The following is a 26,120-nucleotide window of genomic DNA, read 5'->3' as shown; positions in this document are numbered from 1 at the left end:
GTTAGCTCTGCTTGGCCTTTGTGGCCTCTTGATGGTGGTCTATTTTCTCGCCAACGTTGGCGTGGAGAGATTCCAAGCGGCCTTTTGCAAGCGCGACGAAGCGTCCTGGTCGACCGTGGGGCAGGCGTGGTTGTCGCTGGCCGTTGGCCTGATGGCTGTATGGTGGTCAGCAACAACGTTGTTGTATCGCTAAGGTCTGCTTCCGACCCTAAGCGGACCTAATTGATACTTGGGCTTAGGGCGTGGAGTTGTGGTGGCGGCCAAAAGTTTCATCAGGGGGAGTGATGTTTGGCATATTCAAGAAGAAACCGCGGAAGGCACAGACTCCGCTAGCCCCAAAGTCGGGGTCGGACGAGTGCGCGACGGCCGTTCGTTGGGTAGCAGCTTCAGCCGATCGAGCCGAGTTTAGACAACGCGCTACGTCAGCTGCGCAGTCCCTCGGCGCAGGCGCGATTGAGCCCTTGTCCCTTGCTTTTCATTCCGAGACGGAGCCACCCGAAGAGTTGAAGGCACGCTTTTCAGGTCTGGGTAGCTGGATGGCGGTCCGTCAGTTTGCAATATTCGAAATCCTGTATGCCATCGGCGAACCTTCGTTGCCCGTCCTATGGCGCGTTGTCTTGGGTGAATACGACTGGACTCAGGGCAACGCGATTGAGATCCTGTGCCGCCTCGCCGCCGACGGGGTGCAGCCGACGGTAGTACTCGATGAGTTGAAGAAGGCGCTGCCGAATATGCGGGAGGAAGCCGTCTACTATGCCGCCGGACCTCTGCGTCAGCATGCAAACGAGGACGATCGCATGCTGCCGATCATCGATGAGCTTGTGAAGTTGCCGGTTTTTGCTGACGCTTGGGCCCGATTCAAGAATTAGCGTCGCGCTGGCCAATAGACACGTAAGAGAATTTCCGCTCTCGACCCAAAGCGGACCTTTTTCCTTCCTTATTGGCATTCGGAGATCGGCATGGATGGCCCGGAGTTCGAGTTAGAGGAAGTGTTGGATGGCAGCCTCTTAAGTGGGCGAAACGGTGCCGTGCAGCTCCCGGTGGGGACGTTGTTTAATCGCGTAGCTAAAGAGCGGGTTTGCGAAGACGGTAGCCACGAACTCGTCGAATCTATTCCAGTGCAGATCGTCGTCCGCGAGGTTGAAATCTGGCGCAAGTCGGTGCCATTTGCCTTCGCCAGACATTCGGCGGGCCTTAGGGTCGATGGTCCGGAGATGGCCACGCTGAATGCCCTGCTGCAATCGAGAGTCAGGCACGAAGTTGTGTATCTTCGGAGCTGAGGGCACAAGTGACGTAATTGGAATGTCCGCTTTCGACCCAAAGCGGACTCTTTTGAGGCTGAGTGGCTGACCAATCCGAAGGGGCTGAATGAAGGACTTCATCTCGATCGACGTAGAGTCGGTGCTTACTGATAGCGATGTGCTCTCAATCGTTTCCGTAGCCCTGCCCGAATTCTCCTGGCGTCGAGGAGACAGCGATGCCCAAGGCACCTACGTGTCGGGGACGGACGTACATGGGGTGAAGATTCAGTGTTGGACCGGGGAGACTCCGATGGCCATGTCAGTCTCCTTTCGAGCCGCGAGAACGATTGGCGAGGAAGCCAAAGAGCTTCTTGCGAATACAATTCTACGGGAGGTAGTACCACTCATTGGCAGATTGAAGACCTAAGCGCCTGCGGGCGAACGTCGCAACAAGGAAGAAACGTCCGCTTCCGGCCCGAAGGGGACATAACAAACACACATTGAAGAGTCATCTGCGTGGACACGGACGAGATTCAAACCCTGAAATTGGCGCTCAGCGCTGCCTCCCACAACGGAGTCCATCGTCGCGCCTCCTACTTCATTGGACTTGGCGATGGCGAGTGGGTTGTTCATGTCGAGACCTCCCTGAGTTTCCGCGTCAGTCAATCAACAGGAATGTTGATCCCGGACGATCTACACCTGGATGCTTCTGAGGCGCTCCGTATCGCTCGCGAATATGCCGTCAGCCATCAGTTGAGATGGGAGCCGGCGTTTTCGCTGGAGCCGGAACGAGGCGGTTGGAAAGTAGGGGCACGTCAGAGTCAGTTGGGTGGGCAACTCTTCATTGATATTGGCTCCGACGGTCGCGTCTTAGAGCATCGAGTAAACCCCAGGTAGTCAGTCCGACCGTTGTTCGCAGGCCATTTGACTTGTTTGATTGGGCCCGCTTTCGACCCAGAGCGGACATTTGGTTTCTAGACGCGCGGACAAAAGGAAATGTAGATGCCGTCATTGGCCCAGCTGGCCAATTTTTCGATGTACGCCGGGGGCGCGCTGGTTTTCGGCACACTATGCACGACGTTAGTCGGGGCGCGCTTTGCTGAATCCATAAAGCCGCGCGTGATGACGCGGTTGAAACGTGCAGCGAGGGCAGCTTATGCCAGTGCCATGTATCTGTTCGCAAGCGGGCTCTTTGGATCGCTGCTCATCGAGGTATCCATGGGAATATCATCTCAGACATCCCGCGCAGGTGGTTCATTGACGGTTCTCCAATCTGATTCGCCGCTCCTCTTCTGGCTGCTTACAGCGCTCAAAGACGCCACGGTGCTCTTTATCTTTCACATGGCCTACGCAATTTCAAAAGATCCAAAGTTCGATTGATAGCGGCAAATGAATGTCCGCTTTCGACCCATAGCGGACCTTTTACGAGGAGCAGGAACGAATGGAAGGGGTACCGAATCTGCTCAAGAAGACGGCAAAGCGGCTCATCTTTGCTTCCATCGCCGTATTTGTCGTCGGCTTCTGTTGGATCATTGTGGCAGCCCCATGCAGCAACACTGGCTTTTACATCCTGCTTTCATCGGTTGCGCTGTCTGCCCTATCTGTCTCTATCCTGCTGGCGAGAGCCTTGATGGTGCGCACCTTGGACTCACTTGGACTTGCTGGCGCCATCGCGTTCTACGCTTTTGTCCAATTTGGCGTGTCCTCCTTCACTGCTCTTATGTTGTGCAGGGGCGTCTGAACCGTCCGCTTCCGACCCAAACCGGACTCTTCTAGCGATACGCGGTCAAGCCTAACGAAAAGCGGATGTCTCGAAACGGACTTTTTGGATCGCCTACCATGTTGAATACGCTAGCCATCGCCAATTATCGCTCCCTAAGATCCATCATCCTCCCTCTAGGTCAGTTGAATCTGATTACGGGTGCCAACGGTAGCGGCAAATCGAATCTGTATCGTGCTCTTAGATTGCTCGCAGAAACGGCACATGGCGGTGTAGTGAATGCGCTGGCGCGTGAAGGCGGTTTGCCGTCGACGCTATGGGCTGGGCCTGAAAATATTACGCGGCGAATGCGGCAGGGTGAGGTCCCGATTCAGGGTGGCCTGCGACAAGAACCAGTGGCGCTTAAGCTCGGATTTGCCGGCGTGGACTTTGGTTATGCGATCGACCTCGGATTTCCAAAGCCTCCTAATGGCGCATTCGAGCTTGATCCAGAAATCAAGTGCGAAGCGATTTGGTCCGGTGCCTTCTTGCGCGCGTCCAATGTTTTGGTCGATCGTCGCGGTCCCATGGCGCGGGTAAAAGATGGGCGAAGCTGGCGTGTAGTGGCCGAGCATCTCAATGTGTTCGAAAGCGTGTTCACGCAGATGGCTGATCCACAGCGCGCGCCGGAAGTGATGATGATGCGCGAGTCGATACGCGCTTGGCGTTTCTACGATCACTTCCGCTCAGACGCGGCGGCACCTGCACGTTTGCCGCAACTGGGTACGCGAACGCTAGTCCTGAGCCACGACGGAAGCGATCTTGGGGCTGCTTGGCAGACTATTTGCGAGGTTGGCGATCCTCAGGCGCTTGATGCCGCAGTCCGGGACGCCTTTCCGGGTGGATCCGTTGAGGTGGCGGTAAGTGACGGCCGCTTCAGCTTGCGCTTTAGACAACATGGCCTGCTGCGTCCGCTGTCGGCCGCCGAACTCTCGGATGGGACGCTGCGCTATCTGCTATGGATCGCCGCCTTGCACACACCCCGGCCACCGCCGCTGATGGTGTTGAACGAACCCGAGACTAGCCTGCATCCCGACCTTCTCCCGGCGCTCGCGCGACTGATTGCGCATGCTGCGTCGCGGAGTCAAGTATGGGTGGTATCGCATGCTGCGCGCCTTATCGCGGCGCTCAAAGAGATTCCATCGTGCAACGTTATTTCGCTGGAAAAAGAACTCAGTCAAACGCGCGTTTCAGGATTGCGCGAGCTGGATGAACCGGCTTGGTATTGGCCAGATCGGTAAATCAGCCCTCATGACGTTGCTATGGTTTTAATTGAAGATTCATGTCCGCTTCCGACCCGAAACGGACAGATCGCCAACGGAGGCTAAAGCGGTGTCTCAGCAGGAGCTGATCATGGCTGGAAGAGATTTGCCGGACTTTGTCGCTGAGATTGAGTTGCTTCCTACAGAGTTTGGCGGTCGTAAGAGCGCTTTGCCGGACGGCAGGTGGCGTACCGTGCTTAAGCAGAACGACGAACACTGGTCTGCGATGCTTGAGTTCAAGGGAGGGCCAGTCCCAGGGGCTGTCTTTGATGCGAACGTTTGGCTACTTAGGGCTGATCTAGCACTCCCGATGTTCGAAGTTGGCAAGACCTTCGAGGTTTGGGAGGGTGGCACAACGGCATGGGGGCGCGTGAAGCAAATGACAGGACGCCCCGATTAGGCCTGATGCTGGAAGGTCGGCTTTCGACCCATAGCGGACCTAGGAAAAATGGGCTGTTGGAGTTGCATGAATGAGCGAACAGGGAATCATCTTCTTCTTTTTTCTCGTGCTCTTTGTCGGCATGCTTCACGGGCTCAAGTCCGGCAGCGTGGTTCTTCTGGTGCACACCTATAAGAAGTCGGAAGACCCCGGCTTTTATTGGGCGGGCATTGCGGTGGCGGGCGCGAGCGCTGCGGCGCTACTCGCAGTGCTGATTTTTGGTTAGGTTTGCCTGCGTCTTGTCCGCACGCCGTTACTAATAGGGGAAACGTCCGCTTCCGACCCGAAGCAGACGTTCTGATATTCAAAGGGAAATTCACAGCCGGGACGTGATAGGGGCCATGACGGAAAAGAACATCAGTTCTCTCAACATCGAAATGGTGGAGAAGATACAACGAGTCATAGGAAGAGAGATTCCACCTCTTCGCTCCGTGCGCGGCTTGGAACATTTGCCATTGACCATCATTCAGGATGCAGAAGCACTCAATAGGGCATCTGGCTCCCTTCTCGCTTTCGGCTATCTGTATCACGTAACAGATGCCAGCTTTAACGACGTGAAGCTATACGTCTCCGCCAGAGGATGGCTTAAAAGCGTTGACTGACTCCAGCGGGCCAGCTTTACACGCTTGGCCTGCTTGGAACGTCCGTTTTCGACCCAGAGCGGACCTAAAAGGCGGTAAGGCCCAAGAGGGCCGAAAATGGGGCTGTTGTCTATGGAATGGGCGAGTCAGGTGACCTTGTGAACTCATGGGATCGCGTCAAGGTAGTCGAGAAGGTGACGGCAGCGGCTGACGAGCTTGGCGCGTCAAACCCGCAGCAGCAGCGACAACTCATTTTCGGTTGCGTTAATGCACCTGAAAGAGAGGTCTACTTTGGCCTCATGTCGTTCTTCTATGATTCGAGCTTGCAGGAGAACCACTACGAACGGCAGAAGCTAGCGGCCACCATCCTGCTAAGCGTGGCGCCTTCGTCCCCTCTCTCACTGGACGCATCTGTTTACGCGTCGGCTCAGCACTGGAACCTAAGTGTCAGCGAACTCCCTTCGTATTGGTGCAAGATTTTTGGAAGGGAGGAGGTTGTCGCGTTCTTGAGTGAGCTAATTGATAGCTGCAGCGAAGCTAAATTGAAGCAAAGCGTCGAGACGATGCTGTTCTGGGCTCAGCGGCATGAATAGGTAATGTCCGCTTCCGACCCGAAGCAGACGTTTTGACGGCAACCCAAAAGGGGCAAGGAGGCGTCATGGCATGGGAAGAAAGGTATGGCGGAATCTGGAACCCATCCCTTGGCCAGGGCGGTGCAGTGCTTTTCGAACGCTATCTGCCGGATCTTGATCTGGTGACAGTGGTTGTGAAGCGGGCGGACGGTCTGTTGTCTGCCTCCGTTCTGAGCAAAGGACACGATCCGCAATGGCGCCTTCCGTTCTGGAGCGCTACGGAAGTGCCCGCCATTGTCGAGACGATGGCCGACGCAGACAGGTACTTTGAGGCGGCGATTTGCCGCGAGTAGAAGGTCCGCTTCCGACCCAGGGCTGACCTTCGAAAGAAAAGGGAAAAATTGCCAGTACGAGGTGTTGAATGCTGCCGGTAATGTTCTTTCTTGGTTCTGAGCTTGCGTATGCAACGCAGGGGTGCGGATCTGTTCTGTACCGTCGCCAGTTGGATGAATCCGAAGCTCAGATCACACATGCGGTGATGTTTGAGCCCGCGGTTGGCGAAATGCCTACCCGAAACGGCTCATATGAGTGCGTCCGCTTTAGCTTCCTAGTCGATGCGACCGGCCGACCGGTAGACATCAGGGCGGAGGTGGATTCAGGAGGGATTGCTTTCGAAGCCCGAAGGGCCTTGGAACAGTTCCGTTTCAGACCGCCTAAGCCTGGAAGCCACAACCGTCTAATGCTGGTTTTTGATGGCATGTCGAACCGTTGGCCGAGTCTTCCGCCTGATCTAAGGTAAGGACCAACGTGTCCGCTTTCGACCCAAAGCGGACATGGAAGTTCAAGGGTCACACCGTTGCGCGTCATCAAGGAGGTGGATCTTCGGGTCTTACGAGGCACGCCGAAAGGTGTGCGCTGGCAAGAAAAACTAACTTGGTTTCGCTGTAAGCAATCTTGGCAGTGACCCTATACCGATTCGCCGGAAGTCCGGATTCAGTTAAACCATAGGAAGCCATCATGCGGTTGATGAAGGGACTCTTTTTAATCGCTTTAGGCGCAAGTCTTGGAGTGGCCCATGCGGCGGACGAGCAGAGCCGTCCTGGTCCTCAGTGCTACGGAGCGTCATTCGGATCGACCAAGGTCGATACTTCGGTGGCCGCGCCGCGACTGGCTCCTTCGGGTACTTTCGAGCAGGAGGCAGCGTTCGACAAGGAGGCTAGTGGCAAGCTCGAGGTACGCAACAAGCAGCTTGTTTCGGTGCCACCCGAAATCGAGCGAATCCGCAAAGGCTATACCAGCAGTTTTGTCGGTGGCGGCCTGAACAACGGTCTGTCCGAATGGTTCGGCATCGACCTGGAGCGGCATCTGGTGGTGCAGGTCGTACGGCGTTCCTATACCAGCAGGGACCCGATGATGCGTCCATTTTCAGACGTTGATTTGGTGAAGAACCCTCATGTGATCGCCAGGAAGTGGCAGAGCGACTCTTGGTCGGAGGAGGAAGTTGTCTTGCTCTCGCAAGGCCAGCCTGGGGACCTGGCGTTATTCGTGTGCAGCGCCAATGCCCTGTGGGCGCATCACCAACCGTTGCCCAATCCGGTCACTGACCCTCCCTCCCTTCCGCTCATGTCGGATACCCTGTCCGCCTATATCTATCTTCTTGATTTCGGGAAGGATCAAAGCGAGGTTTTGCTGAAGAGGGCCAGTGGTGGTGACCCAGTAGACACGGCAGCGAAGGTCGTGCGGAGCCATGCCGGAGTGATTGATTGGTAGATCGCGGAAATAGGAGCAGGGATGCCTTATTGCGTTGATGTCTCGCGCGCGAGATACAAGGTAGCGAGCCGAGACTGGCAATGTCCGCTTTCGTCCCGAAGCGGACATTCGGTTCGCGTGAACCGGTCGGTCCAGGGGGCGCTCCCACTGAAGGAATCATCCCATGAAGCCCATTACCACGCTTCCACTGTTGATCTCGGCTATCGCACCTGGTTGCGTCCATGCAGCATCCACCTGGCCAGAGGGTGAGACCAACATTTCCGGAACGTCCTTTGCGCTCATTCAGCATGATGACAGTGGTCGATACTGGGCGCAGATCCCGTCTGATAACACCCAAGACATCCAGTCCATCTGCGGCACCGGGCGGCCACTGTGGCTCTATGGCTCACCTAAACCAGGAAAGTGCCTGGCTTCGATGCCGCAGCGGGATCCGGGGAGCAGAATCACCGAGCTTCAGGTCACTTTCGTCAGCGCGGATGACAGAGAGATAAGGCTATTGAGCACGCGCGACATCAATCGGGAAAAGCCAACTTTGCGTGATCTCCTTGAGGATGAACTGACTTTGATCGCCACCGGATTCCCGGATTCGCTGAACGCCAAGTCAAGCAGCCACATCAAAGCCATGGATGTTGGCGGCATCGGTACATTCTTCTTTGTTCCGGTTGAAAAAATAGCCGAGCCTTTCGACGAACCATCCGACCCGCCATGCACCCGATGGAAAACCCTAGTTTTACGGCAGGATGCGCATGGTCTCTCAAAGGTAGGGATTCTAGACAATACGCCAATAGGAGTGGTCGGCGTTCAGTCCGGCGCGACACCCATGGTGTTGACCGATAGGTCCTGCCAAACATCCGCAACGCTTTGGGAGATATCGCCAAAAGTTCAAGCGATGGCAAGTTTCTTTAACGGCGTAGGAGGCTGAGCACGATGAGCCGTAAGGTCTGCTTCCGACCCATAATAACGGACATAATTCATCCACTCGATTCCTGTGAACAATGGTGCTACCGAGACCGCTGCAGGTTCGTCGGGGCCTCGTGTTGGTTTGCCAATCGCGCATCAACAAAGTCGCGTGCGGCAAGGGCGCCAACGATGCCTCGCCGATGAGGGCGTGGCGCTACTATCAGGTTCTATTCTTCCGCTGCCGCTTCGCGGCCCTGCTGTCGGATCAGGGCTTCTTCACGTGCATCATTGATGGACTGGCGGATGCTGTCCAGGTCGACCTCGGTTTCGTCTGGCTCGAACTCGCCGGTCAGTTCCGTATCTGGTTGCAGCTCGCCGGCTTGGAACAGCGCCCACATCTCCTCGCCGTACCACGTGTCCAATAACTCCGGTGCCCAGCGTCCAAGATGTGCCGTGAGGTTGTTGACGTCACGCAGTAGCATCGTTCGCGCCGCGTTGTTTCCTCCGGCACTGACGACTTGTGGAAAGTCGATCACTATCGGGCCATCCGGACCAACCAGTACGTTATATGCGGATAGGTCGCCATGAATCAGTCCGCTGCAGAGCATCAGCACCGCCTGGCGCACCAGCACACGATGGTATTCACGCGCTTGCTCCGCACTGAGTTCAATCTCACCCAGGCGTGGCGCAGCGTAGCCTTCGGCGTCGGTGACTAGCTCCATCACTAGTACACCGTGAAAATAACCGTACGGCTCAGGCACGCGCATGCCAGCGGCGCGCAATTGGTAGAGCGCATCAACCTCGGTGTTTTTCCAGGCGACTTCCTGCTGCTTGCGCCCGTACTTGCTGGCCTTGCCGATAGCGCGCGCCTCGCGACTGCCGCGCACCTTGCGCCCTTCCTGATACTGCACGCGTTGCTGAAAGCTGCGCTGTGCCATGTCCTTGTAAACTTTTGCGCAGCGTATTTCGCCGCCGCTACGGACAACGTATACCGCTGCCTCTTTGCCACTCTTGAGTGGTCGAAGCACTTCATCAATGACGCCGTCATCGATCAGCGCCTGTAAGCCTTGGGGGGTCTTCAAGGTATCTCTGGGGGAGGTCGGCGCAGCGAGAGCGGCCATTGACTGATAATTTTCGCATTTTTGAGCAGGCGTAGCCATCCAGAGCTGGGGCGCGTGCTCACAACCGCCTTCGCCTGGCGACTGAGACGCCGCTTCTTGCAGCGAACCGGCCTTGGCAGCCAGCTTTTCCGGGTATCGAGCGTCAACGGAAGGTAGGCCTCTCAAACACCGTAGATTGAACGGCTACCGATATGCTCTGCCGATTCAAGCCGGGGCGATACAGAGTGGCTGGCGATCTAATGTCGGCTTTCGAACCCAAGCGGATATTCGTCTCCCCCATACAAGGATGGCACGCATGAAAAGGGCTTTTGAGCTATTTGCTTTGCTGCTGCTTACGACAGGGCTCGCTGGCTGCCTGAATCAAGCGGGGTTCGAGAAGTCGGTAGCGTCACGAGTTCATCTCGGCATGATGAAAGATGACGCCGTTTCCAAGCTGAGCGAACTGAAGCTTTCCTGCCTATCGCCGAGGACAGCTACGGGTAGCGATGCGTCAAGGCTTGATTGCAGCAGGCAGAGGCCACCCATCTTGGAGAATTGCCTCCAGAGGGTATATATCGATGTCTCCGCCGAAGGGACGGTTTCGAATATCACGATACCTGAGCCGGCCTGTGCATGGCTTTGATGGCAAAAAGCTGTCCGCTTTCGACTGCGGGCTCAATCGGTCAACGCAACACCTCGACACGGTGACAGGAGAAGGCCCGTTGCGATTGGATACGGAGCCCAGTTCAATGGCTCGAAGGCCAGCAGACGGAAGGTGCCTCAATTCAAGGTGCGAGTCGCCTTATTGCAGGCCAGGATCGTTAGACGGGCCACGGGGATGGGCGTAAGACGCTGAAATGTTTGGCAATGCGATTTGGCCAAAGTGTTGCGTTGACCGGTTGAAACGGCAACCCAGACCGGACATAAACGAGGAGCAACGGAGAGGGCTGGTGATGTCGTCCGGGCGATCTGGACAAGCTGGATTCAAGCTTGCGCTGAAGGTCCGGGATGGGTGCTGGGATCACATCTCTACCCCGAGCGAGATGCCCCCAAAGGCTGTTGATCCTGAACTGGGCGCATAGTTGCACTGCCTGGCCACCAACACCTGAGAAAGGATCAATTCACCATGATGAGATCGCATTCTCCACAGAGGCATTGGATACGCGCATTCGCCGTGACTGCGGCGCTATTGCTAACGGTATACATCCCGACGTTTGCCCTGGTCGCCAACCTGCATCTTCCTATGGCAAATGCTATCCCGGTGATCATCGTAGTGAGCACGATGATTGCGCTGTCGCTGATGTGGGCGCTGCGCCACTCCTCCATGGCACTGAATCTCGCCAACTTTGGATTCCGCTGGTGCCGTTGGCAAAGCGCGATTTTGGCCATGTTGATCGCTGTGCCGCTCGCATGGCTTGTCAATACGTTGCTGACATTCGCCCATGAGCCCGGCCCCTTGGCGGGCGTTGTTCTCACACCAGCCATCGCGTGGATCTACTTTGGATTGGGATCGCCACTGCAGGAGGAGCTGATATTCCGAGGACTGCTGCAGACGACATTTGCTCACAGCCTCACCAACCCCGTTCCCGTGATGGCACAGGCAAACATCGCTGCACTGGTCATCGCAGCTCTTCTATTCGCATCGGTTCATTTGGCAGTCGGCCCTTGGACCGCGGTAGCCGCGCTGGTTCTTGGCTTGCTGGCGGGCGAACTGCGGCGACGAAGCGGCAGCCTGATTCCAGCCGTTCTAGTCCACATCATTTTCAACATCCCGGGTTTACTTGCGGCCATGCCTTGAGGTGCGACTTCAGCCGGTCGTTGCAACACATAGCAGACCTTGGCGAAAGCGAAGACTGTTACCGTTGCGGTCTCATTTAGCCTGCTTCCAGGACAAGTATGATCGGTGCGTTGGTAGACAGTCTCTTAGCCCGTATTTCGGCGAGACGACGAGCGCGCATCCCCGGGATGGCTCGATCTTTCCGTTTTATCGATACGCCCGTGGGCACCGTGCGTGTCTATGACTCAGGAACAACGGGGCCGTGCGTCGTGATGGTTCCTGATGGGCCCAATGTCATCGAACACTACGATGCATTAATCCATCTTCTTTCGCGACAGTTGCGTGTCGTGTGTTTTGATATGCCTGGGTTTGGTTACTCTAGCCCCAATCATTCTTATGAGCATTCGTTGGATCAAGGTGCTCGTGCTGTCCTTGGCGTACTTGATGGCCTGGGTATAGCGAAAGCCACTTTGGCGTTTAGTTGCGCCAATGGTTTTTATGCTTTACGTGCTGCCAAGCTCTCGCCAGAGCGGGTTTCGCATCTGTTCCTATCACAGACTCCGTCGCTCACAGCCATGCACGCCTGGACAACTCGCGTTATCCCCAGGCCATTGCGCATACCTGTCATTGGGCAAATCGCAGCGTGGCTTTTTCGCCAAAGGGCAGCCGCTAGTTGGTATGGCATGGCGCTTCCCAGGACAACGGATCCAACAGCTTTTCGAGAAAAGGCGTTGCACGCTCTTTCTACTGGAGCGAACTTTTGCCTTGCCGGCGTGGTTCAAGGGTTGGCAAGAGAAAAGATGGCCTCGCTCTGCGGAACGACGACGCCGTGCACGATGATCTGGGGTGAGAAGGATCACTCTCACCGATGCACAGACCCCAAAACGCTACACGAATGCGTACCGCAAGCGGACATCGTGCATTTCCAAGATTGCGGGCACTTCCCAGACATTGAACAGCCCGAACGCTTTGCTGAGCTGCTTATCGACCGGGCGGCCCGATAGCCATTCGGCCCTCATTCTTTTCACTTCTTGCCGCTGGCAAATGTCGTGATAGAAGCGCCATGCTTGGAACGCCCGCATTTGACCCGAAGCAGACCCTTCAGAGACGGGATTGATCTATCACCGCCGGCCAAATGACTTATGACTAGAATGAAAAGACCCGAAGATGCGCCAGGTGCCTTCCAGGCTGCTTGGAACGCTCACGACATGACTGCTCTCGGAAGTCTGTTCGATGAAGACGCGACGTTTGTAAATCGCTTCGGTCACTATGTCCAAGGCATCAATGAGATCGTGGCGCTCCACGCGCCCATTCACGAAACAATCTATCGCGACTCCACTTTAGAAAATGAGCTTATTGATGTCGCTCACATTGCCGACGGAGCGGTGGTCATACATTTTTGGAGTCGCCTGGCAGCCGGTGTCGCCCACCCGGCCGGACCACATATAGTGGATACGCTGATCCTCGCAGTATTGTCGAAACAGGGCGAGATCTGGCGCATTCGAGCGCTCGAGAATGTGACTCTAACCAACCCGCGGACTGGGGAGCCGATCTTGCGCGGTTAATGCAACCTCGCAACGTTGGTACATGATGACCACGATGCCTGACACTTCATTGGCGGCGGAGCATTTCTCTGTCGCGTTGGAGCGCACATTTGCCCGAGCAACCCGCGCGGACAGGTGAAGTGATATATCAAGCAGCGCCCCGCCGATAGCTAGGGCTCAGTATCCGCCGGCCCAGGTGTCCTCAATGTCGTTCTTGACTGCGATCCGCAGGTCGGCGTCGGACAGTTTCAATATGCCGACAAGTGTTCCATGGCGTATGCCTCTGGAGATGCCATTCCGTTGAAAGGTCGCCGACCAACGGACGCCATCGTTCGCGACGCCACCGTATCTGGCGCTGTAAATGTAGCCATCACGGGTCAAGCCAACGACGTCAATCATGGTCACGCCATCCATATAGGGTTCGCCGCTTCACCCTACTCCATCATTGGTTTCGAAGCGTGAGTTTTTCCGGGGCTTTAGCGCGCGGTCTCGAGTTGATGGCTGGAGCATCTACGTTAACGGCGCTCCCGTCCTTTCAACCTCACTGCCTAGATTCTGGTTCGGTCCTTCGAGACCGCATAGGAACGAATCCAATGAATGGGTGACCAAAAAAATGGGGCTTTCATGCTGCCGCTCACTCTCATGGCAGACATCGCCATTCACACGAGACCGATCACCTCCATCTACCTGCCGGAAGGGGAGTTCGCCGCTCTGGCCGCGACACTGATCTGTGAAGAGTCGACAGCCTGAGTCACATTCGAGAACATAATGCGGCGACCATCCATGGCCTACCAGGGAGAGCGAACGTGATCGTTGAGTACATCCGTTACAAGTTGCCTCCGACGACCTGCGCTGCCTTTGAAGCAGATTATGCGCGTGCCGCCTCCAGCCTCGCGGCCAGTCCATTCTGCCTTGGCTATGAATTGAGCCGATGCATCGATGAAGCTGGCACGTATGTGCTTCGTATCCGCTGGACCTCGGCGGAAGATCATATGCAAGGGTTTCGCCGCAGCGAACATTTTCCGCCCTTTTTAGCCGCCATACGGCCGTACGTGCCTCTTATCGATGAAATGCGTCACTACGAACTCACTGGCGTAGCTGGCGGCGTTTCCGATTGAGTGTGTATGAGCGGCGCCGTGGTTCATGGTGGTGGAACGTTAGCGAATCCAAGACATGGGTTCGGTCTTTCGGCTGATAGGGATGCACACTGCGCTGGCCTCGCAGGTATCCGCACAGGAACCGAAGCGATGCCGAGGACTCCTCAGCCGTCCTCGGCATCGAGTGCCAGACGCGAGGCGACCTTACGTTTCCCATGATCAGGAGCCGGTTTTGGAGAAAGTTTTTGCGCCAGGCGCGAAGTGATCTCTCGTTAGATGAACAAGCCCCGTTCTGCTTGCTTCTTCTGACTGCTTCGGATCAAGGGAACCCTGAGTGAGATAACCTGTCTACTCAGAATAGTCGCAACGCGCACTGACGCCACGCGGATGTTTCTTGTGGGTCATTGGCTTGAATTAGGGGTGTCATGGCGCGTTTGGGGCAGGTCCGACATCGACAGGAGGGGGATAGTGCACGCGGCCTGGCATTACTCGATAGCGAAACACGCGAGACGTTGGGTCGCAGGCGTTGGCGCCAGCCGCCACTAACACGCGCCGCGCTGGCGCTAGCGCTGAGCTTGGTATTGGTCCTGCACGTACTGTTTGTGCTGGCACTGTGGTACGAGATGAAGCCGAAGCCGCTGCAACTGGCGGTGACGAAGACCGATATCGGTCAAGCGTTGATCGTGCGTCTGATCGATCATCGCAGCGAGCCGCGCCCCGCGCAGGCACCTGAACCGCCTGAACTGCCCGCTCCGCCCCAAAAATCGGCTCCTCCGCGGCAAGTGTTGGCTCCCCGCGTTAGCCCAGTGACGCAAGAGAAGCCCCGTCGTGATGCCATGGTCGTGCAGGATCATGGAGCGTCGCCTGCGCCAGCAACCTCCGTGGCTACGCCTTCCGCCGTAAGTTTGTTCGGGAAAGATGGTTCGATCCGACTGCCATCAGCGACGGGAACCACCCCGGCAACAGCAAGCACGGATACCGGGCAGGCCAAGCCTGCGGATGATCGTCAGATCATGCAGCACGACAGCAACCGGATGCATTACAAGGCCACCCGTTTCGAGAAGTATTTTCCGCCACCGAACGAGACTGCCGGTGGTGCGGTGGGGCGCCATATAGGCGACGCGATCAAAGATATCGTCAAAAGCACTTGCGACCCCACCAAGAGAAGTACGGCTACCAACTTGCTGTGCGGCGTACCTCCTGTACCACCTTCGCCCATGAATAAGGATGAGCGCCTCAACCTGCCCCCGCATCCCCTGGCCGACAATCCGAACCCTCCCACGGTGCCGCCACTTTCAAGCTGTATTGCCGAGTACAAAGATGGCAAGCCGCTGTCGTACGGCTGCCCGATAGACACGCCTGATCTGGCCTTCAAGGCGGAGATGCGGGAGTGCATTGATCTTTATCGAGCGGGTAAGCGCCTCAAGACATGGTGCCCTCTGGATACGCCTAAGCGCGCGGCAGAGGAGTCGCCGCAGCCGGCGGATTCTTCGAGCGTTGGGGCGCATTGAGCAACGTCAGTTTGTTGCCAGTGCTTCTCGTATTTGTCTCGCCCGCTCCGCCGACCATTGTCGCCACCCCTCGGTGGCCAGCTCCTGCCGGGAGGTCTCTTCCCAGATCTCGGCAGCGATCAGCATGGCGTCGATATCGCTGGTCTTGAATAAAGGTTGCGGTGCCAACGCCGGCACGACGTTCTGTGCGCCTACGGGCACCCATCGCATGGGCGTCATGTCGTAAACCGGCGCCACCTGAAGTGGGTGGGGCCAGCCATCGCCGACGATGAAACTCAGGTTGCCCATGTGCATGTCGGTATTCAGCAGCAACTGGCCGATGGTGGCGATGTGGCGCACGTTGGCGACAGCCTCCGGGCGGAGTGCACCCCGCCTTTCCAGGTGTTCCACCGCTTGGATCCAGCCGTTGGGTGGCCCCTGGTAGTGGTAGCTGGTGGCCAGCGCGCGCAGGGACACCATGCCCCGACGGCCATGCGCGCCGATACGATCGAAGCGCGTCGTTTCCAGCCACATGCGATCGTCATGCACCCAGAGCTCAGTGGCTGCCGAGTCCAGCCCGTGGATGGCCATGACCTGCTGCGCCATGGCTTCGGTGAGCATGATGTCTCCCCAGCGCCGCGCAGCCGGGTCACCTGTCATGCGGGGAGAGAACTTCACCAGCACCGGGCGCTGTCGATCGCTTTCCGCAACGATCGCAGTGAACTTGGGCTGCTCGCCGTCTGCCGAGGCGCCCACCATGACGCCGTCGAGCACGAGGTCGGCACGCTTGGCGTACTCCGCTTTGCGATCACCAGTGGCGACAACGCTGTTCTCTATGTCGTGGAACGGGCCTAGCGACAGGTCGCCCCGCCAGTCCCACGGCACTTGCTGCGCAGCGGTGAGGATCTGGTCGTCCGTCCAGGACTGGATGTCCAACGACCAGCCATGCGCGTCGGCGTGTTCGCGCACCCATGCACGACCGAGGAAGCCCGCGGGCCGAAACGCATCCATGAACCAGGGAAGGCCTTGGTAGACCGGCAGGGTTTCGCTGAGTTGGGAGAGCCGTGCCCACCGCTGTTCGGTGCCGCTGGCATCCCAGGTCCACTGGCCGGCTTCGAGCGCCAAGAGATGGCCGAGGAAAACATCATCCCCCTCCTCGTTGCGCATGTAGACCGGCGACGGGGGCCTCTCGGGTCGGGCAAGCGCATATCCGCGGTTACGCTTGGATCCGAGGCGAACGAGGTTTGGGGTGTCGCTCAAAGCGCGCTGGAAGCTGCGCTCGCTGCCGAACTCGTCTTGGACCTTCTTGTATAGCTCTTGGGAGGACAGAGCTCCCCAGCGGGCCAGGGTGGCGGCGATCGGCGATGTTCGTGGCTGATTCACTGGCGGAATTGACCCACATTTATTCTGTTGTAAATCTGAAGCTTACGCGCTATTTGGCGGATATCTTTCGATGCACAACTTATTTATTCAGTTTTTATTTATAAAAAGAACGCCTTCACCTGGCGGAATACTTCGAGTTAATTTCCTTTTCAATCAAATCATTACGACACATTTGGCGAATATGATCGACGCTAACCAAAGAAAATTCAGCATCTGTTTATAAAAAAGCTAGCCCACGCGACGGCAAGGTGCTGTGGCGGTTGTTGCTAGACCTTGAACGACGGCGCCCGCGCCAGCGCCCAGACATCCACCCGCTGCACACCCGCTCGCTTCAGCATGCGCGCGCACTCCATGAGTGTTGCGCCGGTGGTCATGACGTCATCAAGCAGGACGACGTGTGCCGGCCATGCGGTGTGTTCCCGTGTGATGAAGGCGCCACGCACATTACGGCGACGCGCCACGGCGCCGAGCTCGGTTTGTGCCGCCGTGGGGCGCTGACGAAACAGCACGTTGAAACGCGAGGTGAGGCCAAGGTGTTTCGCCAGAGGTCGAGCCAGCTCCCGCGCCTGGTTGTAGCCACGCTCGCGCAGGCGCCCGATATGCAGCGGCACAGGCACGACCCACACGGGAAGCTCGGTAGGCGGCGGCTCACGCAGCCATAGCGACGAGAGCACGCGGCCGCACGCCAGATTCGCACTGAACTTGAAGCGCGATTCCAGCCGGTCCAGTGGCCACGCGTAACGAAATGGCACCCACGCCGTGTCCCACGGTGGTGGGCGGCGCTGGCACTGCCCGCAGAGTGCGGTGGGTTCGGGCAAAGGCAGGGCACAACGGGCGCAACAGGTGCGGTTGCGCGGGAGTTCGCGGGCACAGTCGCGGCAGAGATCCAGACCGTCGTTGCCGGCGCCGCCGCAGAGCAGGCATCGGCAAGGCAAAACGAAGCGTTGCAGTGAGGCGGCCAGGGGCCGCGCGAGAGAAAGCGCGTCCATGCGCGGGGCGTCAGGCCTTGGGCTTGAACATCGCCGCGTCGAGGATCGACCACAGGTGGATGATCCAACCCAGCCAGACGATCCACAGGATGGCCGCCAGCACGAACATCACCAGCGCGATCCAGAAACGGCCTTGCACCAGTTGACCCAGGCCGGGGATGAAGAAACTGCAGATGGCCGCGAGCACGTTGCCCGTGCTGCCTTGTCCCGCACTCATGCCGACAACTCCCGCTCGGTGAATGGCCCGATGGTAACGGCAGCCATACGTTCGCGCATCGTCAACCAACGCCAATCATTCAAAGTTGACAAGAAAGGCGCCGCTGTCAGACTGTCGCGCATCCCCAACCCCAGAGCTGTCGCCATGGCCCAACCGATCCGCCACGACTGGACGCGCGATGAAGTCGCCGCGCTGTTCGCGCTGCCCTTCAACGAGCTGCTGCACCGCGCGCACTCCGTGCACCGCGAACACCACGACCCGAATGCGGTGCAGGTGTCCACCCTGCTCTCCATCAAGACTGGCGGCTGTCCGGAAGACTGCGCGTATTGCCCGCAGGCCGCGCGCTACGACACCGGCGTGCAAGCGCAGAAGCTGATGAGTGTGGACGCCGTGTTGGCACGCGCGCAGGCCGCGAAAGACGCTGGCGCCAGCCGTTTCTGCATGGGCGCCGCTTGGCGCAGCCCGAAGGACCGCGACGTGGAGAAGGTTGCCGAGATCGTGCGCGCAGTGAAGGGCCTGGGCCTGGAGACCTGCGCCACGCTGGGCATGCTCAACGGCACGCAGGCCACCACCCTCAAGCAGGCGGGCCTGGACTACTACAACCACAACCTGGATACCGCGCCAGAGTTCTACGGCGAGATCATCCACACGCGCCAGTATCAGGACCGCCTGGATACGCTGGAACACGTGCGCGAAGCAGGCCTGAAGACCTGCTGCGGCGGCATCGTGGGCATGGGCGAAACGCGCGACCAGCGCGCCGGCCTGCTGCAAACCCTGGCCAACCTGCCGGAGCACCCCGAATCGGTGCCGATCAACCAGCTGGTGCAGGTGGAAGGCACGCCGCTCAACGGCACCGACGCGATCGACCCGTTCGACTTCGTACGCACCATTGCGGTGGCGCGCATCCTGATGCCGGCTTCGATGGTGCGTCTGTCCGCCGGCCGCCAGCAGATGGACGACGCGGTACAGGCGTTGTGTTTCTTTGCCGGCGCCAACTCCATTTTCTACGGCGAAAAGCTGCTGACCACCGGCAACCCGGACGTGGAGCACGACCGCCAGCTGTTCAAGCGATTGAACCTGCACGCGCTGGAAGTGGTGGAGACGTCCGCAACGGTACACGCGGATATCGTGGAGCATTGCGCGGCCTGAGTGCCGCGCGTTCGCGACGGTAGGAGCGCACGTGTGCGCTCCTACAAGATAACGGTGCCCCACCATGCGTACAGACCTGCTCGCTCGCCTCACCGCCCACGCGCAACAGCGCGAACAGGCCGGCCTGCGCCGTCGCCTGCATACAGTGACGCGCGCGAACGGCATGTGGGTGGAGCGTGATGGCCGTCGTCTGCTTTCCTTTTGCAGCAACGATTACCTTGGCCTGGCGCAACATCCGGCGTTGGTCGATGCACTCAAACGTGCGGCCGAGACTGATGGCGTCGGTAGCGGCTCGGCCCACCTGATCTGTGGCCATCGTTCCGCGCATGCCGCATTGGAAGAGGCGCTCGCCGAATGGACAGGACGCGAGCGCGCCTTGCTGTTCTCCACCGGCTACATGGCGAACCTCGGTGTGATGCAGGCGTTGCTACAACGCGATGACCTGTGCGTGCAGGACAAGCTCAACCATGCCTGCCTGATCGACGGCGCGCAGTTGGCCGGCGCAGAGCTGAAACGCTACCCGCATGCCGATGTGGAAGCTGCATCGCGCCAGTTAACCACGCGCCCGGAGCCCGGTGCGCTGCTCGCCACCGATGGCGTGTTCAGCATGGATGGCGATATCGCACCACTGCGCGAACTCGCCACGCTTTGCCGCCATGAGAACGCAACCTTGATGGTCGACGATGCGCATGGCCTGGGCGTGCTCGGTGCGCATGGCGAAGGCAGCGTCATAGACGCCGGGCTTTCCTCCTGCGACGTGCCCGTGCTGATGGCCACGCTGGGCAAGGCGCTGGGTTGCAGCGGCGCGTTTGTGGCCGGCTCCGCTGAACTGATCGACGGGCTGGTGCAGTCGGCACGTACCTATATCTATACGACCGCCATGCCACCCGCGCTCGCCGCCGCGACGCTGGCCGCCGCGCGGCTGGCGCAGTCCGAAAGCTGGCGGCGCGAGAAGCTCCGTGCGCTGATCGTCCATTTCCGTGCGGGCGCATTCCAGCTCGGCCTGCCGCTGATGCCCTCGCCCACGGCCATCCAGCCACTACTGCTAGGCGATGCGGCAGCGGCTCTGACGGCCTCCGAAGCGCTTGAGCGGGAAGGCTTTCTGGTTACGGCGATCCGGCCGCCGACCGTGCCGCAGGGCAAGGCCCGGCTACGAATCACGCTGTCTGCCGCCCATGAGGAAAGCGACGTTGGCCGGCTGCTGGATGCCTTGTCCCGGCTCCCCATGGCTCGCCCCGTATAATGGCGGTCTTGCCGTACCCATCCCCGCTTATGTCCATCATCAATCTTTCCGCCTACCGCTTCGTCAGCCTGGACGACCTACCGACGCTGCGCGAACGCATTCTGGAACGCTGCGAGGCGCTGGCGCTCAAGGGCACGATCCTGCTGGCGCCTGAGGGTATCAACCTGTTCCTTGCCGGCACGCGCGAACCCATCGACGCCTTCATGAGCTGGCTGCGCACTGATACGCGCTTCGCCGATCTAACGCCGAAGGAATCGATCTCGGATGCCGCGCCGTTCGGCCGCATGCGCGTGCGCCTGAAGAAAGAGATCATCACCATGCGCATGCCGACCATTCGTCCCGAAGGCGGACGCGCACCTTCCGTTGCGCCGGTAACGCTGCAACGCTGGCTGGCACAGGGGCACGATGATGACGGTCGCGAAGTTGTCCTGCTCGATACGCGCAACGACTACGAAACCGACGTGGGCCTGTTCCGGAACGCGGTGGACTATCGCATCGCCAGCTTCACCGAATTCCCCGCCGCTCTCGCCGCCGACCGCGCGCGCTACGAGAACAAGACGGTGGTGTCGTACTGCACGGGCGGCATCCGCTGCGAGAAAGCCGCGCTGCACATGCAGGACATCGGCATCGATCACGTGTATCAGTTGGAAGGCGGCATCCTGAAGTATTTCGAGGAAACCGACGGCACGCACTGGAACGGCGATTGTTTCGTGTTTGATGAGCGCGGGGCGGTGGATAAGGGCTTGGCGCCATCGGTTCTCTCTCCCCAACGGGAAGAGGGAGCAAATCAGGCATGAACCTCCATATCGAAACCCACGGCCACGGCGAGATCCCCGTGGTGATCCTCCACGGCTGGGCCATGCATGGCGGCATGATGGAGCCGCTGTGCGACGTGCTGGCCGATCGCTGCACTATGCATGTGGTCGATCTGCCGGGCCATGGCTATTCGAGCGATAGCACGTTGCCGCTGGAACCTTCCATCTGCGTGCAGGCTATTGCCGAGCGCACGCCGCCGGCGATCTGGATCGGCTGGTCGCTGGGTGGACTGATCGCGATGACTGCCGCCATCGAACACCCGCAGCATGCGCGCGCGCTGGGCGTCATTGACGGCACGCCCAAGTTCTCGCGCGGCGAGGACTGGCCCCATGGCAGCGATCCCAAGCTGGTCCGCCAGCTCGCAACGGACCTGGAAACCGACTACCACGGCACGCTGGAACGCTTTATCGCGCTGGAGGCGATGGGCAGCCGCGACCCGATGGCGGAAGTGCGTCACCTGCGCGCGCTGATCTTTCAACGCGGTGAACCCAACCTGCGCGTGCTGCAGGAAGGTATCCGCATTCTCGAAACCGCCGACCGTCGCGCCGACCTCGCTGCGCTCTCCGTACCGAGTGCGTGGATCGTGGGCCATCGCGACTGCATTGTGCCGCCCGCCGCCATGGCATGGTCGGCCGAGCAATCGCGCGGTAGCTACACGGAGATCGCGCATGCCGGCCACGCGCCATTCTTCGGCTATGCGGGCGACGTCGCGAACGCACTGACGCCGCTGCTGGACAGTTTTCAATGACCGACTCGCATTTCGACCGTCAGCAGGTGCGCCGTAATTTCGGCCGCGCGGCGAACACGTATGAGCAACACGACGCTTTGCAGCGCGAAGTGCAAACGCTGCTGCTCGATCGCCTGGGCTTCTACCTCGAAACACCCGAGCGGGTGATTGATGTCGGCGCCGGCACCGGCCGCGGCACGGCGTTACTGCGCAAGCGCTACCCGAAGGCGCAGGTGGTCGCGTTTGACCTGGCGCTGCCCATGTTGCGCGCCGCAAAGAAGAACATTAGCTGGCTAAAGCCGTTCCAACGCGTGTGCGCGGAAGCCACGTCGCTGCCGCTGCCTGACCATAGCGTGGACGTGCTGCATTCCAACCTGTGTTTCCAGTGGATCGATGACCTGCCAGCGCTGTTCGGCGAATGTGTGCGCGTACTCAAGCCCGGCGGCCTGCTGGTGTTCTCGACCTTTGGCCCCGATACCTTGAAGGAGCTGCGCGCGGCATGGGCCGAAGCCGACCAGCAGCCGCACGTGAGCCGCTTCCTCGATATGCACGACCTGGGCGATGCGATGATCAACGCAGGCCTACGCGATCCGGTGCTGGACGTGGATCGCTACACGCTGACCTACAGCGAGCCACGTCTGCTGCTCAAGGAACTGCAGGGGCTTGGCGCGACCAATGCCGACCGCGAGCGCGAGCGGCACCTGCTAGGCAAGAAGCACTACCAGCGCATGCTGGCCGCGTACGAAACCATGCGTGTGGATGGCCGCATCCCCGCGACGTGGGAAGTGGTGACGGCGCATGCATGGGGACCGCCGACGGGGCAGTCCCGTCGCATGGCCGGCGGTGGCGAGATGGCGAGTTTCTCCATCGACAGCCTGCGCGGTTCGCGTAGGCGCTGAATCGCGTAAGCGCACCAGGCAGCCATCTGCCGATGATCGTGCCGAGCAGATATCGCTGATCGCGCCAGCCTGCCGAACAAAGCTTTCCGCAATGCGGCTCGCTTTTGCAGTCGGGGTTAGCTAGATTTTCTTGCGACCGCGGGAGAGATTTCATGCGGCCAAGCGATGCAGGCCAATGGCTTGCATCCTTACACGACATCGAAACAGGGGAAAAACGTGAAGAAGATCCAGCTCGCCCTTCTGGGCGTGGTGCTTGTGCTGTCCGGTTGTTCGACCATGACACCGGCGCGATACTCCGTGTCAGTCGACAACGACATGATCCTCAAGACTTATCAGGGCAAGACCCTTAATCTCTCCACTCTGGAGGCACCTGCGAGCTACGACGCGAGCTGCCGGCTGATGGGACCCATCAAGGCCTCCGACGGCGTCACTATCCCCGAGTTCGTTCGGAAGGCTTTCAACGATGAGTTCAAACTCGCTGGCGTCTACGGCGACGGCAACGCCGTGCTCACTGGGCGCATGGACAAGATCGCGTTCTCTTCTAGCGCAGGGCTGACCAGCGGCTGGTGGGATCTATCCATGACGCTGAAGTCAAACAACGGACAATCGCTGGCCGTTGAGAACAAGTACGAATTCAAGAGTGGCTTCGACGCCATCACGGCCTGCAACCAGACAGCGCAAGCCTTGGGACCCGCCGTGCAGGACCTGATCAAGAAGGCGATCTCCGATCCCCGCTTCAAGACGCTGATGAATTGATGATCGAACCGCTGGAGGCCTTCTTGAAGGCCTCCAGCGAATTGCTTCCAGCCAGCTTTATGGTCTTGCCAAAGCCTGCCAGTGCTCCTACACCTGTTTGTAGCGGAAGCAGCTCACCGTGTGGTCGTTCACCATGCCCGTGGCCTGCATGAAGGCATAGCAGATAGTGGTGCCAACGAAGCGAAAGCCGCGCTTCTTCAAGTCCTTGCTCATGCGGTCGGATAGCGGCGTGCTCGCAGGCACGTCGCCCTGCCCAGTCCAGCGGTTGCGGATGGGCTTGCCGTCTACGAAGGACCACAGGTAGGCGTCCAGCGTGCCGAATTCGTCGATGACCTGCATCGCCGCAGCGGCGTTGTCGCGCGCGGCATACACCTTGAGACGGTTGCGCACGATGCCGGGGTCGAGCAACGCCTTCTCCAGCTCGCGATCCTTCATGGCAGCGACGCGAACAATGTCGAAGTCGTGGAACACGCGCCGATAGTTGTCGCGCTTGAGCAGGATGGTGCGCCACGACAAGCCCGCCTGTGCGCCTTCCAGGCAAAGGAATTCGAACAGCATCCGGTCGTCGTGCAGCGGTGCACCCCACTCGCTGTCGTGGTAGTCGTGCATGTCCTCGCTATTGCCCCAGGGGCAGCGCTGTTTTGCTTTCGTCGCCATATCGTCAATCCGCGGCTTCGTCGCCACGCTCCTTGCGAAAACCGATGATTGCACCTGCCGCCGCAGCGGCAATGGCGAGCCAGTGCCAGAAGGACAGCGCCGCATGCAGCCATGACATGCCCAACAGAAGGGCAATGGCCGCGATGGCAAACGTCCAGCCATGCTCGGGCCTGCGGAACAGCAGAAGCATGCTAGCTAACAACAGCAGCAACACACCCGCGAGTGTCGGCACCAACCGGAGCCATGAAAGCTCCCCGCTAGACACCATCGGCAAAAGCACGGACAGAGGAAACAGCATGCCGAGGAAAGCCAGTAGCCCTATGCAGGCCACGGCTACATTCCTTGAACGCGTTGCTGTCATGCCAATCGCCTGTAAGCTCGCGGGAGAGCCACGACGCTATCCCAGCCCCGCACGCGGGACAAGAGCAGCGTGTGATCTTCCACGCCATTTGCGGACTTCCATGACTCCAACGCCCTCTTCACGTGGCGCCGTGCTGGCCCTGCTTGCCACCATCATCATCTGGGCCTACAGCTGGGTGGTGATGAAGCAGGTGTTGCAGCATGCGGGGCCGTTTGATTTCGCGGCCATTCGCTATGTGCTGGGCGCACTGGTGCTGTTTGGCGTGTTGCTGGTGACGAAGCAGTCACTTCGCCCACCGCCGCTACTACCCACAGTGCTGATCGGCCTGTGTCAGACCACGGCGTTCCAGGGTCTGGGCCAGTGGGCGCTGGTCAGCGGTGGTGCCGGGCACGTCGCCCTGTTGGCGTACACCATGCCGTTTTGGGCGGTGCTGCTGGCATGGGTGATGCTGGACGAACGCCTCACGTCCCGGCGCTGGTTGGGCCTGGGCCTGGCGGCGATCGGGCTGACCTGCGTCATCGAGCCTTGGCATGGACTGGGTGGTGTTCGCAGCACCTTGCTCGCCATCGGCGCGGGCTTCGCCTGGGCCATGGGTACCGTGTTGAGCAAGCGCGTATTTCAGCGCCATGCGCCCTCCCCGCTTTCGCTCACGGCGTGGCAGATGTTGTTCGGTGCACTTGGCTTGGTCATCGTGACTTTGTGTGTGCCGCAGCGGCCCATCGACTGGACGTGGGGCTTTATCGGCGGCCTGGCTTACAGCGTGGTGTTCGCCTCGAGCATCGCCTGGGGACTGTGGTTGATCGTGTTGCACCGCTTGCCCACCGCCGTGGCCAGCATCGCCAGCCTAGGCGTACCCATCGTCAGTGTGCTGCTGGCCTGGGCGATCCTGCACGAACAACCCACCAGCATGGAAATCCTCGGAATCGCATTCATCCTGCTCGGACTGGTCGCCGTAAGCGGCATCCGCCTACGCGGCGTACGCGTCGCGAGGAGTTAAAATCCCACGTTTGCAACGATCGGGAGACCCCATCATGAACGTCAAGGACAGCAACGGCGCGGTACTCGCGGATGGTGATTCGGTCCTGGTCATCAAGGACCTGAAGGTGAAGGGTTCATCGCAGACGCTCAAGCGCGGCTCGGTGTTCAAATCCATTCGCGTGGATGAGGACAATCCGGAGGAGGTCGAATGTCGTGATGGGCGTTCGACGTTGGTGTTGAAGACGTGTTTTATCAAGAAGGTTTGAGTGGCGAGGGGTGGGTGCTCGCCGCACCGTTTCGATGAAACCGTCATCCCTGCGTAGGCAGGGATCCAGTAGCCGTGAGTGTGGTTGTCGCCTCGTGCGCTACCGCGATCAGGCCGCTTACGCAGCGGGCGTTTCGATCGTCTGCCG

General features: G+C 59.2%; 34 protein-coding genes. 27 read left to right on the top strand and 7 right to left on the bottom strand.

What is annotated here, in order from left to right; all coding sequences use genetic code 11:
* The 13 genes from DyAD56_RS24170 to DyAD56_RS02065 form a co-directional block, all read left to right on the top strand.
* Positions 1-193, top strand: a 193-nt coding sequence (locus DyAD56_RS24170; RefSeq protein ID WP_233202250.1) for a hypothetical protein, incomplete at its 5' end; no start/stop codon positions are given.
* A gap of 268 nt (positions 194-461) precedes the next feature.
* Positions 462-869, top strand: coding sequence for a hypothetical protein (locus DyAD56_RS02135; protein WP_146010416.1), 408 nt, complete (start codon positions 462-464; stop codon positions 867-869).
* 90 nt (positions 870-959) lie between these two features.
* Positions 960-1,280 (top strand): hypothetical protein, encoded by a 321-nt coding sequence (locus DyAD56_RS02130; RefSeq protein WP_102301062.1) that lies wholly within the window; start codon positions 960-962, stop codon positions 1,278-1,280.
* A 477-nt stretch (positions 1,281-1,757) separates the two neighbouring features.
* Entirely contained in the window at positions 1,758-2,138 is a 381-nt protein-coding gene (locus DyAD56_RS02120) for a hypothetical protein (protein WP_102301060.1), read from the top strand.
* 105 nt (positions 2,139-2,243) lie between these two features.
* Positions 2,244-2,621, top strand: a complete 378-nt coding sequence (locus DyAD56_RS02115; protein WP_102301059.1) for a hypothetical protein — start codon at positions 2,244-2,246, stop codon at positions 2,619-2,621.
* A gap of 61 nt (positions 2,622-2,682) precedes the next feature.
* On the top strand, positions 2,683-2,982 hold the full coding sequence (locus DyAD56_RS02110; RefSeq protein ID WP_102301058.1) for a hypothetical protein: 300 nt from the start codon (positions 2,683-2,685) through the stop codon (positions 2,980-2,982).
* 98 nt (positions 2,983-3,080) lie between these two features.
* Positions 3,081-4,241 carry an AAA family ATPase gene (locus tag DyAD56_RS02105; protein ID WP_102301057.1) on the top strand — a complete coding sequence of 387 codons (1,161 nt, stop codon included), beginning with the start codon at positions 3,081-3,083 and terminating at the stop codon, positions 4,239-4,241.
* A 491-nt stretch (positions 4,242-4,732) separates the two neighbouring features.
* Positions 4,733-4,927 (top strand): hypothetical protein, encoded by a 195-nt coding sequence (locus tag DyAD56_RS02095; protein WP_102301056.1) that lies wholly within the window; start codon positions 4,733-4,735, stop codon positions 4,925-4,927.
* Positions 4,928-5,042: 115 nt separating this feature from the next.
* On the top strand, positions 5,043-5,303 hold the full coding sequence (locus DyAD56_RS02090) for a hypothetical protein (protein WP_102301055.1): 261 nt from the start codon (positions 5,043-5,045) through the stop codon (positions 5,301-5,303).
* A gap of 137 nt (positions 5,304-5,440) precedes the next feature.
* A complete protein-coding gene (locus DyAD56_RS02085) occupies positions 5,441-5,875 on the top strand; it encodes a hypothetical protein (protein WP_146010415.1) in 435 nt (144 codons plus the stop codon).
* A gap of 65 nt (positions 5,876-5,940) precedes the next feature.
* On the top strand, positions 5,941-6,207 hold the full coding sequence (locus DyAD56_RS02080; protein ID WP_102301053.1) for a hypothetical protein: 267 nt from the start codon (positions 5,941-5,943) through the stop codon (positions 6,205-6,207).
* 664 nt (positions 6,208-6,871) lie between these two features.
* Positions 6,872-7,624 carry a hypothetical protein gene (locus tag DyAD56_RS02070; RefSeq protein WP_102301051.1) on the top strand — a complete coding sequence of 251 codons (753 nt, stop codon included), beginning with the start codon at positions 6,872-6,874 and terminating at the stop codon, positions 7,622-7,624.
* Positions 7,625-7,787: 163 nt separating this feature from the next.
* Complete coding sequence (locus tag DyAD56_RS02065) at positions 7,788-8,546, top strand: hypothetical protein (protein ID WP_102301050.1); 759 nt, start codon at positions 7,788-7,790, stop codon at positions 8,544-8,546.
* Between the two features lie 205 nt (positions 8,547-8,751).
* Here DyAD56_RS02065 and DyAD56_RS02060 read toward each other — a convergent pair whose 3' ends face one another.
* A complete protein-coding gene (locus tag DyAD56_RS02060; RefSeq protein ID WP_102301049.1) occupies positions 8,752-9,606 on the bottom strand; it encodes a PA4780 family RIO1-like protein kinase in 855 nt (284 codons plus the stop codon).
* A 1,192-nt stretch (positions 9,607-10,798) separates the two neighbouring features.
* On the opposite strand from DyAD56_RS02060, the gene DyAD56_RS02050 reads away from it, so the two are divergent.
* The 3 genes from DyAD56_RS02050 (at position 10,799) to DyAD56_RS02040 (ending at position 12,966) form a co-directional block, all read left to right on the top strand.
* Positions 10,799-11,422, top strand: coding sequence for a type II CAAX endopeptidase family protein (locus DyAD56_RS02050; RefSeq protein ID WP_233202249.1), 624 nt, complete (start codon positions 10,799-10,801; stop codon positions 11,420-11,422).
* 167 nt (positions 11,423-11,589) lie between these two features.
* Entirely contained in the window at positions 11,590-12,405 is an 816-nt protein-coding gene (locus DyAD56_RS02045; protein ID WP_199178858.1) for an alpha/beta hydrolase, read from the top strand.
* 138 nt (positions 12,406-12,543) lie between these two features.
* Positions 12,544-12,966: an SgcJ/EcaC family oxidoreductase gene (locus tag DyAD56_RS02040; RefSeq protein WP_102301046.1), complete on the top strand. Its 423-nt coding sequence runs from the start codon at positions 12,544-12,546 to the stop codon at positions 12,964-12,966.
* 156 nt (positions 12,967-13,122) lie between these two features.
* Here the strand turns inward: DyAD56_RS02040 and DyAD56_RS02035 are convergent, their stop codons facing one another.
* A complete protein-coding gene (locus DyAD56_RS02035) occupies positions 13,123-13,344 on the bottom strand; it encodes a TonB-dependent receptor (RefSeq protein ID WP_146010414.1) in 222 nt (73 codons plus the stop codon).
* Between the two features lie 198 nt (positions 13,345-13,542).
* Between DyAD56_RS02035 and DyAD56_RS23795 the strand changes: the two genes are divergently transcribed.
* The 3 genes from DyAD56_RS23795 to DyAD56_RS02025 all read left to right on the top strand — a co-directional run bounded on the left by DyAD56_RS23795 (position 13,543) and on the right by DyAD56_RS02025 (position 15,553).
* A complete protein-coding gene (locus DyAD56_RS23795) occupies positions 13,543-13,695 on the top strand; it encodes a hypothetical protein (RefSeq protein WP_158241226.1) in 153 nt (50 codons plus the stop codon).
* 56 nt (positions 13,696-13,751) lie between these two features.
* On the top strand, positions 13,752-14,063 hold the full coding sequence (locus tag DyAD56_RS02030; protein WP_102301044.1) for an antibiotic biosynthesis monooxygenase family protein: 312 nt from the start codon (positions 13,752-13,754) through the stop codon (positions 14,061-14,063).
* Positions 14,064-14,467: 404 nt separating this feature from the next.
* Complete coding sequence (locus DyAD56_RS02025) at positions 14,468-15,553, top strand: hypothetical protein (RefSeq protein ID WP_233202248.1); 1,086 nt, start codon at positions 14,468-14,470, stop codon at positions 15,551-15,553.
* A gap of 6 nt (positions 15,554-15,559) precedes the next feature.
* Here DyAD56_RS02025 and DyAD56_RS02020 read toward each other — a convergent pair whose 3' ends face one another.
* From DyAD56_RS02020 to DyAD56_RS02010, 3 genes are all read right to left on the bottom strand, one after another.
* Complete coding sequence (locus tag DyAD56_RS02020) at positions 15,560-16,699, bottom strand: HipA domain-containing protein (RefSeq protein WP_102301043.1); 1,140 nt, start codon at positions 16,697-16,699, stop codon at positions 15,560-15,562.
* A gap of 482 nt (positions 16,700-17,181) precedes the next feature.
* The gene (locus DyAD56_RS02015) at positions 17,182-17,904 is read right to left on the bottom strand and encodes a ComF family protein (protein ID WP_102301042.1); all 723 of its coding nucleotides are present in this window, start codon (positions 17,902-17,904) and stop codon (positions 17,182-17,184) included.
* A gap of 10 nt (positions 17,905-17,914) precedes the next feature.
* Positions 17,915-18,121: a hypothetical protein gene (locus tag DyAD56_RS02010; protein ID WP_102301041.1), complete on the bottom strand. Its 207-nt coding sequence runs from the start codon at positions 18,119-18,121 to the stop codon at positions 17,915-17,917.
* A gap of 144 nt (positions 18,122-18,265) precedes the next feature.
* Between DyAD56_RS02010 and bioB the strand changes: the two genes are divergently transcribed.
* The 6 genes from bioB (at position 18,266) to DyAD56_RS01980 (ending at position 23,711) form a co-directional block, all read left to right on the top strand.
* Positions 18,266-19,270, top strand: a complete 1,005-nt coding sequence (gene bioB, locus DyAD56_RS02005; protein WP_102301110.1) for a biotin synthase BioB — start codon at positions 18,266-18,268, stop codon at positions 19,268-19,270.
* A gap of 64 nt (positions 19,271-19,334) precedes the next feature.
* A complete protein-coding gene (bioF, locus tag DyAD56_RS02000; RefSeq protein ID WP_102301040.1) occupies positions 19,335-20,513 on the top strand; it encodes an 8-amino-7-oxononanoate synthase in 1,179 nt (392 codons plus the stop codon).
* Between the two features lie 29 nt (positions 20,514-20,542).
* A complete protein-coding gene (locus DyAD56_RS01995; RefSeq protein WP_102301039.1) occupies positions 20,543-21,310 on the top strand; it encodes a sulfurtransferase in 768 nt (255 codons plus the stop codon).
* Complete coding sequence (gene bioH / locus DyAD56_RS01990; protein WP_102301038.1) at positions 21,307-22,077, top strand: pimeloyl-ACP methyl ester esterase BioH; 771 nt, start codon at positions 21,307-21,309, stop codon at positions 22,075-22,077. Before DyAD56_RS01995 ends, bioH begins: the two co-directional genes overlap by 4 nt.
* Positions 22,074-22,955 carry a malonyl-ACP O-methyltransferase BioC gene (bioC, locus tag DyAD56_RS01985; protein WP_102301037.1) on the top strand — a complete coding sequence of 294 codons (882 nt, stop codon included), beginning with the start codon at positions 22,074-22,076 and terminating at the stop codon, positions 22,953-22,955. The genes bioH and bioC overlap by 4 nt, the downstream gene beginning before the upstream one ends.
* Positions 22,956-23,171: 216 nt before the next feature.
* A complete protein-coding gene (locus DyAD56_RS01980; protein ID WP_146010413.1) occupies positions 23,172-23,711 on the top strand; it encodes a lipoprotein in 540 nt (179 codons plus the stop codon).
* A gap of 87 nt (positions 23,712-23,798) precedes the next feature.
* On the opposite strand, the gene DyAD56_RS01975 is transcribed toward DyAD56_RS01980, so the two are convergent.
* Both DyAD56_RS01975 and DyAD56_RS01970 read right to left on the bottom strand, forming a co-directional pair.
* Entirely contained in the window at positions 23,799-24,368 is a 570-nt protein-coding gene (locus tag DyAD56_RS01975; RefSeq protein WP_102301035.1) for a DNA-3-methyladenine glycosylase I, read from the bottom strand.
* Between the two features lie 4 nt (positions 24,369-24,372).
* Entirely contained in the window at positions 24,373-24,699 is a 327-nt protein-coding gene (locus DyAD56_RS01970) for a hypothetical protein (protein ID WP_102301034.1), read from the bottom strand.
* Positions 24,700-24,829: 130 nt separating this feature from the next.
* Between DyAD56_RS01970 and DyAD56_RS01965 the strand changes: the two genes are divergently transcribed.
* Together DyAD56_RS01965 and DyAD56_RS01960 are read left to right on the top strand one after the other, a co-directional pair.
* The gene (locus DyAD56_RS01965; RefSeq protein ID WP_102301033.1) at positions 24,830-25,726 is read left to right on the top strand and encodes a DMT family transporter; all 897 of its coding nucleotides are present in this window, start codon (positions 24,830-24,832) and stop codon (positions 25,724-25,726) included.
* Positions 25,727-25,760: 34 nt separating this feature from the next.
* On the top strand, positions 25,761-25,973 hold the full coding sequence (locus DyAD56_RS01960) for an alkylphosphonate utilization protein (RefSeq protein WP_046970745.1): 213 nt from the start codon (positions 25,761-25,763) through the stop codon (positions 25,971-25,973).
* The last annotated feature ends 147 nt before the right edge of the window (positions 25,974-26,120 follow it).

This window comes from Dyella sp. AD56, assembly GCF_002878475.1.
Lineage (GTDB): Bacteria > Pseudomonadota > Gammaproteobacteria > Xanthomonadales > Rhodanobacteraceae > Dyella.
This window is presented reverse-complemented; position numbering and strand designations above follow the sequence as displayed.

Excerpts from the sequence above, each read along its gene's own strand:
- DyAD56_RS02130 (WP_102301062.1), top strand. The coding sequence starts at position 960 with ATGGATGGCCCGGAGTTCGAGTTAGAGGAAGTGTTGGATGGCAGCCTC.
- DyAD56_RS02115 (WP_102301059.1), top strand. The coding sequence starts at position 2,244 with ATGCCGTCATTGGCCCAGCTGGCCAATTTTTCGATGTACGCCGGGGGC.
- DyAD56_RS02110 (WP_102301058.1), top strand. The coding sequence starts at position 2,683 with ATGGAAGGGGTACCGAATCTGCTCAAGAAGACGGCAAAGCGGCTCATC.
- DyAD56_RS02105 (WP_102301057.1), top strand. The coding sequence starts at position 3,081 with ATGTTGAATACGCTAGCCATCGCCAATTATCGCTCCCTAAGATCCATC.
- DyAD56_RS02095 (WP_102301056.1), top strand. The coding sequence starts at position 4,733 with ATGAGCGAACAGGGAATCATCTTCTTCTTTTTTCTCGTGCTCTTTGTC.
- DyAD56_RS02090 (WP_102301055.1), top strand. The coding sequence starts at position 5,043 with ATGACGGAAAAGAACATCAGTTCTCTCAACATCGAAATGGTGGAGAAG.
- DyAD56_RS02080 (WP_102301053.1), top strand. The coding sequence starts at position 5,941 with ATGGCATGGGAAGAAAGGTATGGCGGAATCTGGAACCCATCCCTTGGC.
- DyAD56_RS02070 (WP_102301051.1), top strand. The coding sequence starts at position 6,872 with ATGCGGTTGATGAAGGGACTCTTTTTAATCGCTTTAGGCGCAAGTCTT.
- DyAD56_RS02065 (WP_102301050.1), top strand. The coding sequence starts at position 7,788 with ATGAAGCCCATTACCACGCTTCCACTGTTGATCTCGGCTATCGCACCT.
- DyAD56_RS02045 (WP_199178858.1), top strand. The coding sequence starts at position 11,590 with ATGGCTCGATCTTTCCGTTTTATCGATACGCCCGTGGGCACCGTGCGT.
- DyAD56_RS02040 (WP_102301046.1), top strand. The coding sequence starts at position 12,544 with ATGACTAGAATGAAAAGACCCGAAGATGCGCCAGGTGCCTTCCAGGCT.
- DyAD56_RS02035 (WP_146010414.1), bottom strand. The coding sequence starts at position 13,344 with ATGATTGACGTCGTTGGCTTGACCCGTGATGGCTACATTTACAGCGCC.
- DyAD56_RS23795 (WP_158241226.1), top strand. The coding sequence starts at position 13,543 with ATGGGTGACCAAAAAAATGGGGCTTTCATGCTGCCGCTCACTCTCATG.
- DyAD56_RS02025 (WP_233202248.1), top strand. The coding sequence starts at position 14,468 with ATGGCGCGTTTGGGGCAGGTCCGACATCGACAGGAGGGGGATAGTGCA.
- DyAD56_RS02020 (WP_102301043.1), bottom strand. The coding sequence starts at position 16,699 with ATGCGCAACGAGGAGGGGGATGATGTTTTCCTCGGCCATCTCTTGGCG.
- DyAD56_RS02015 (WP_102301042.1), bottom strand. The coding sequence starts at position 17,904 with ATGGACGCGCTTTCTCTCGCGCGGCCCCTGGCCGCCTCACTGCAACGC.
- DyAD56_RS02010 (WP_102301041.1), bottom strand. The coding sequence starts at position 18,121 with ATGAGTGCGGGACAAGGCAGCACGGGCAACGTGCTCGCGGCCATCTGC.
- bioB (WP_102301110.1), top strand. The coding sequence starts at position 18,266 with ATGGCCCAACCGATCCGCCACGACTGGACGCGCGATGAAGTCGCCGCG.
- bioF (WP_102301040.1), top strand. The coding sequence starts at position 19,335 with ATGCGTACAGACCTGCTCGCTCGCCTCACCGCCCACGCGCAACAGCGC.
- DyAD56_RS01995 (WP_102301039.1), top strand. The coding sequence starts at position 20,543 with ATGTCCATCATCAATCTTTCCGCCTACCGCTTCGTCAGCCTGGACGAC.
- bioH (WP_102301038.1), top strand. The coding sequence starts at position 21,307 with ATGAACCTCCATATCGAAACCCACGGCCACGGCGAGATCCCCGTGGTG.
- bioC (WP_102301037.1), top strand. The coding sequence starts at position 22,074 with ATGACCGACTCGCATTTCGACCGTCAGCAGGTGCGCCGTAATTTCGGC.
- DyAD56_RS01975 (WP_102301035.1), bottom strand. The coding sequence starts at position 24,368 with ATGGCGACGAAAGCAAAACAGCGCTGCCCCTGGGGCAATAGCGAGGAC.
- DyAD56_RS01965 (WP_102301033.1), top strand. The coding sequence starts at position 24,830 with ATGACTCCAACGCCCTCTTCACGTGGCGCCGTGCTGGCCCTGCTTGCC.
- DyAD56_RS01960 (WP_046970745.1), top strand. The coding sequence starts at position 25,761 with ATGAACGTCAAGGACAGCAACGGCGCGGTACTCGCGGATGGTGATTCG.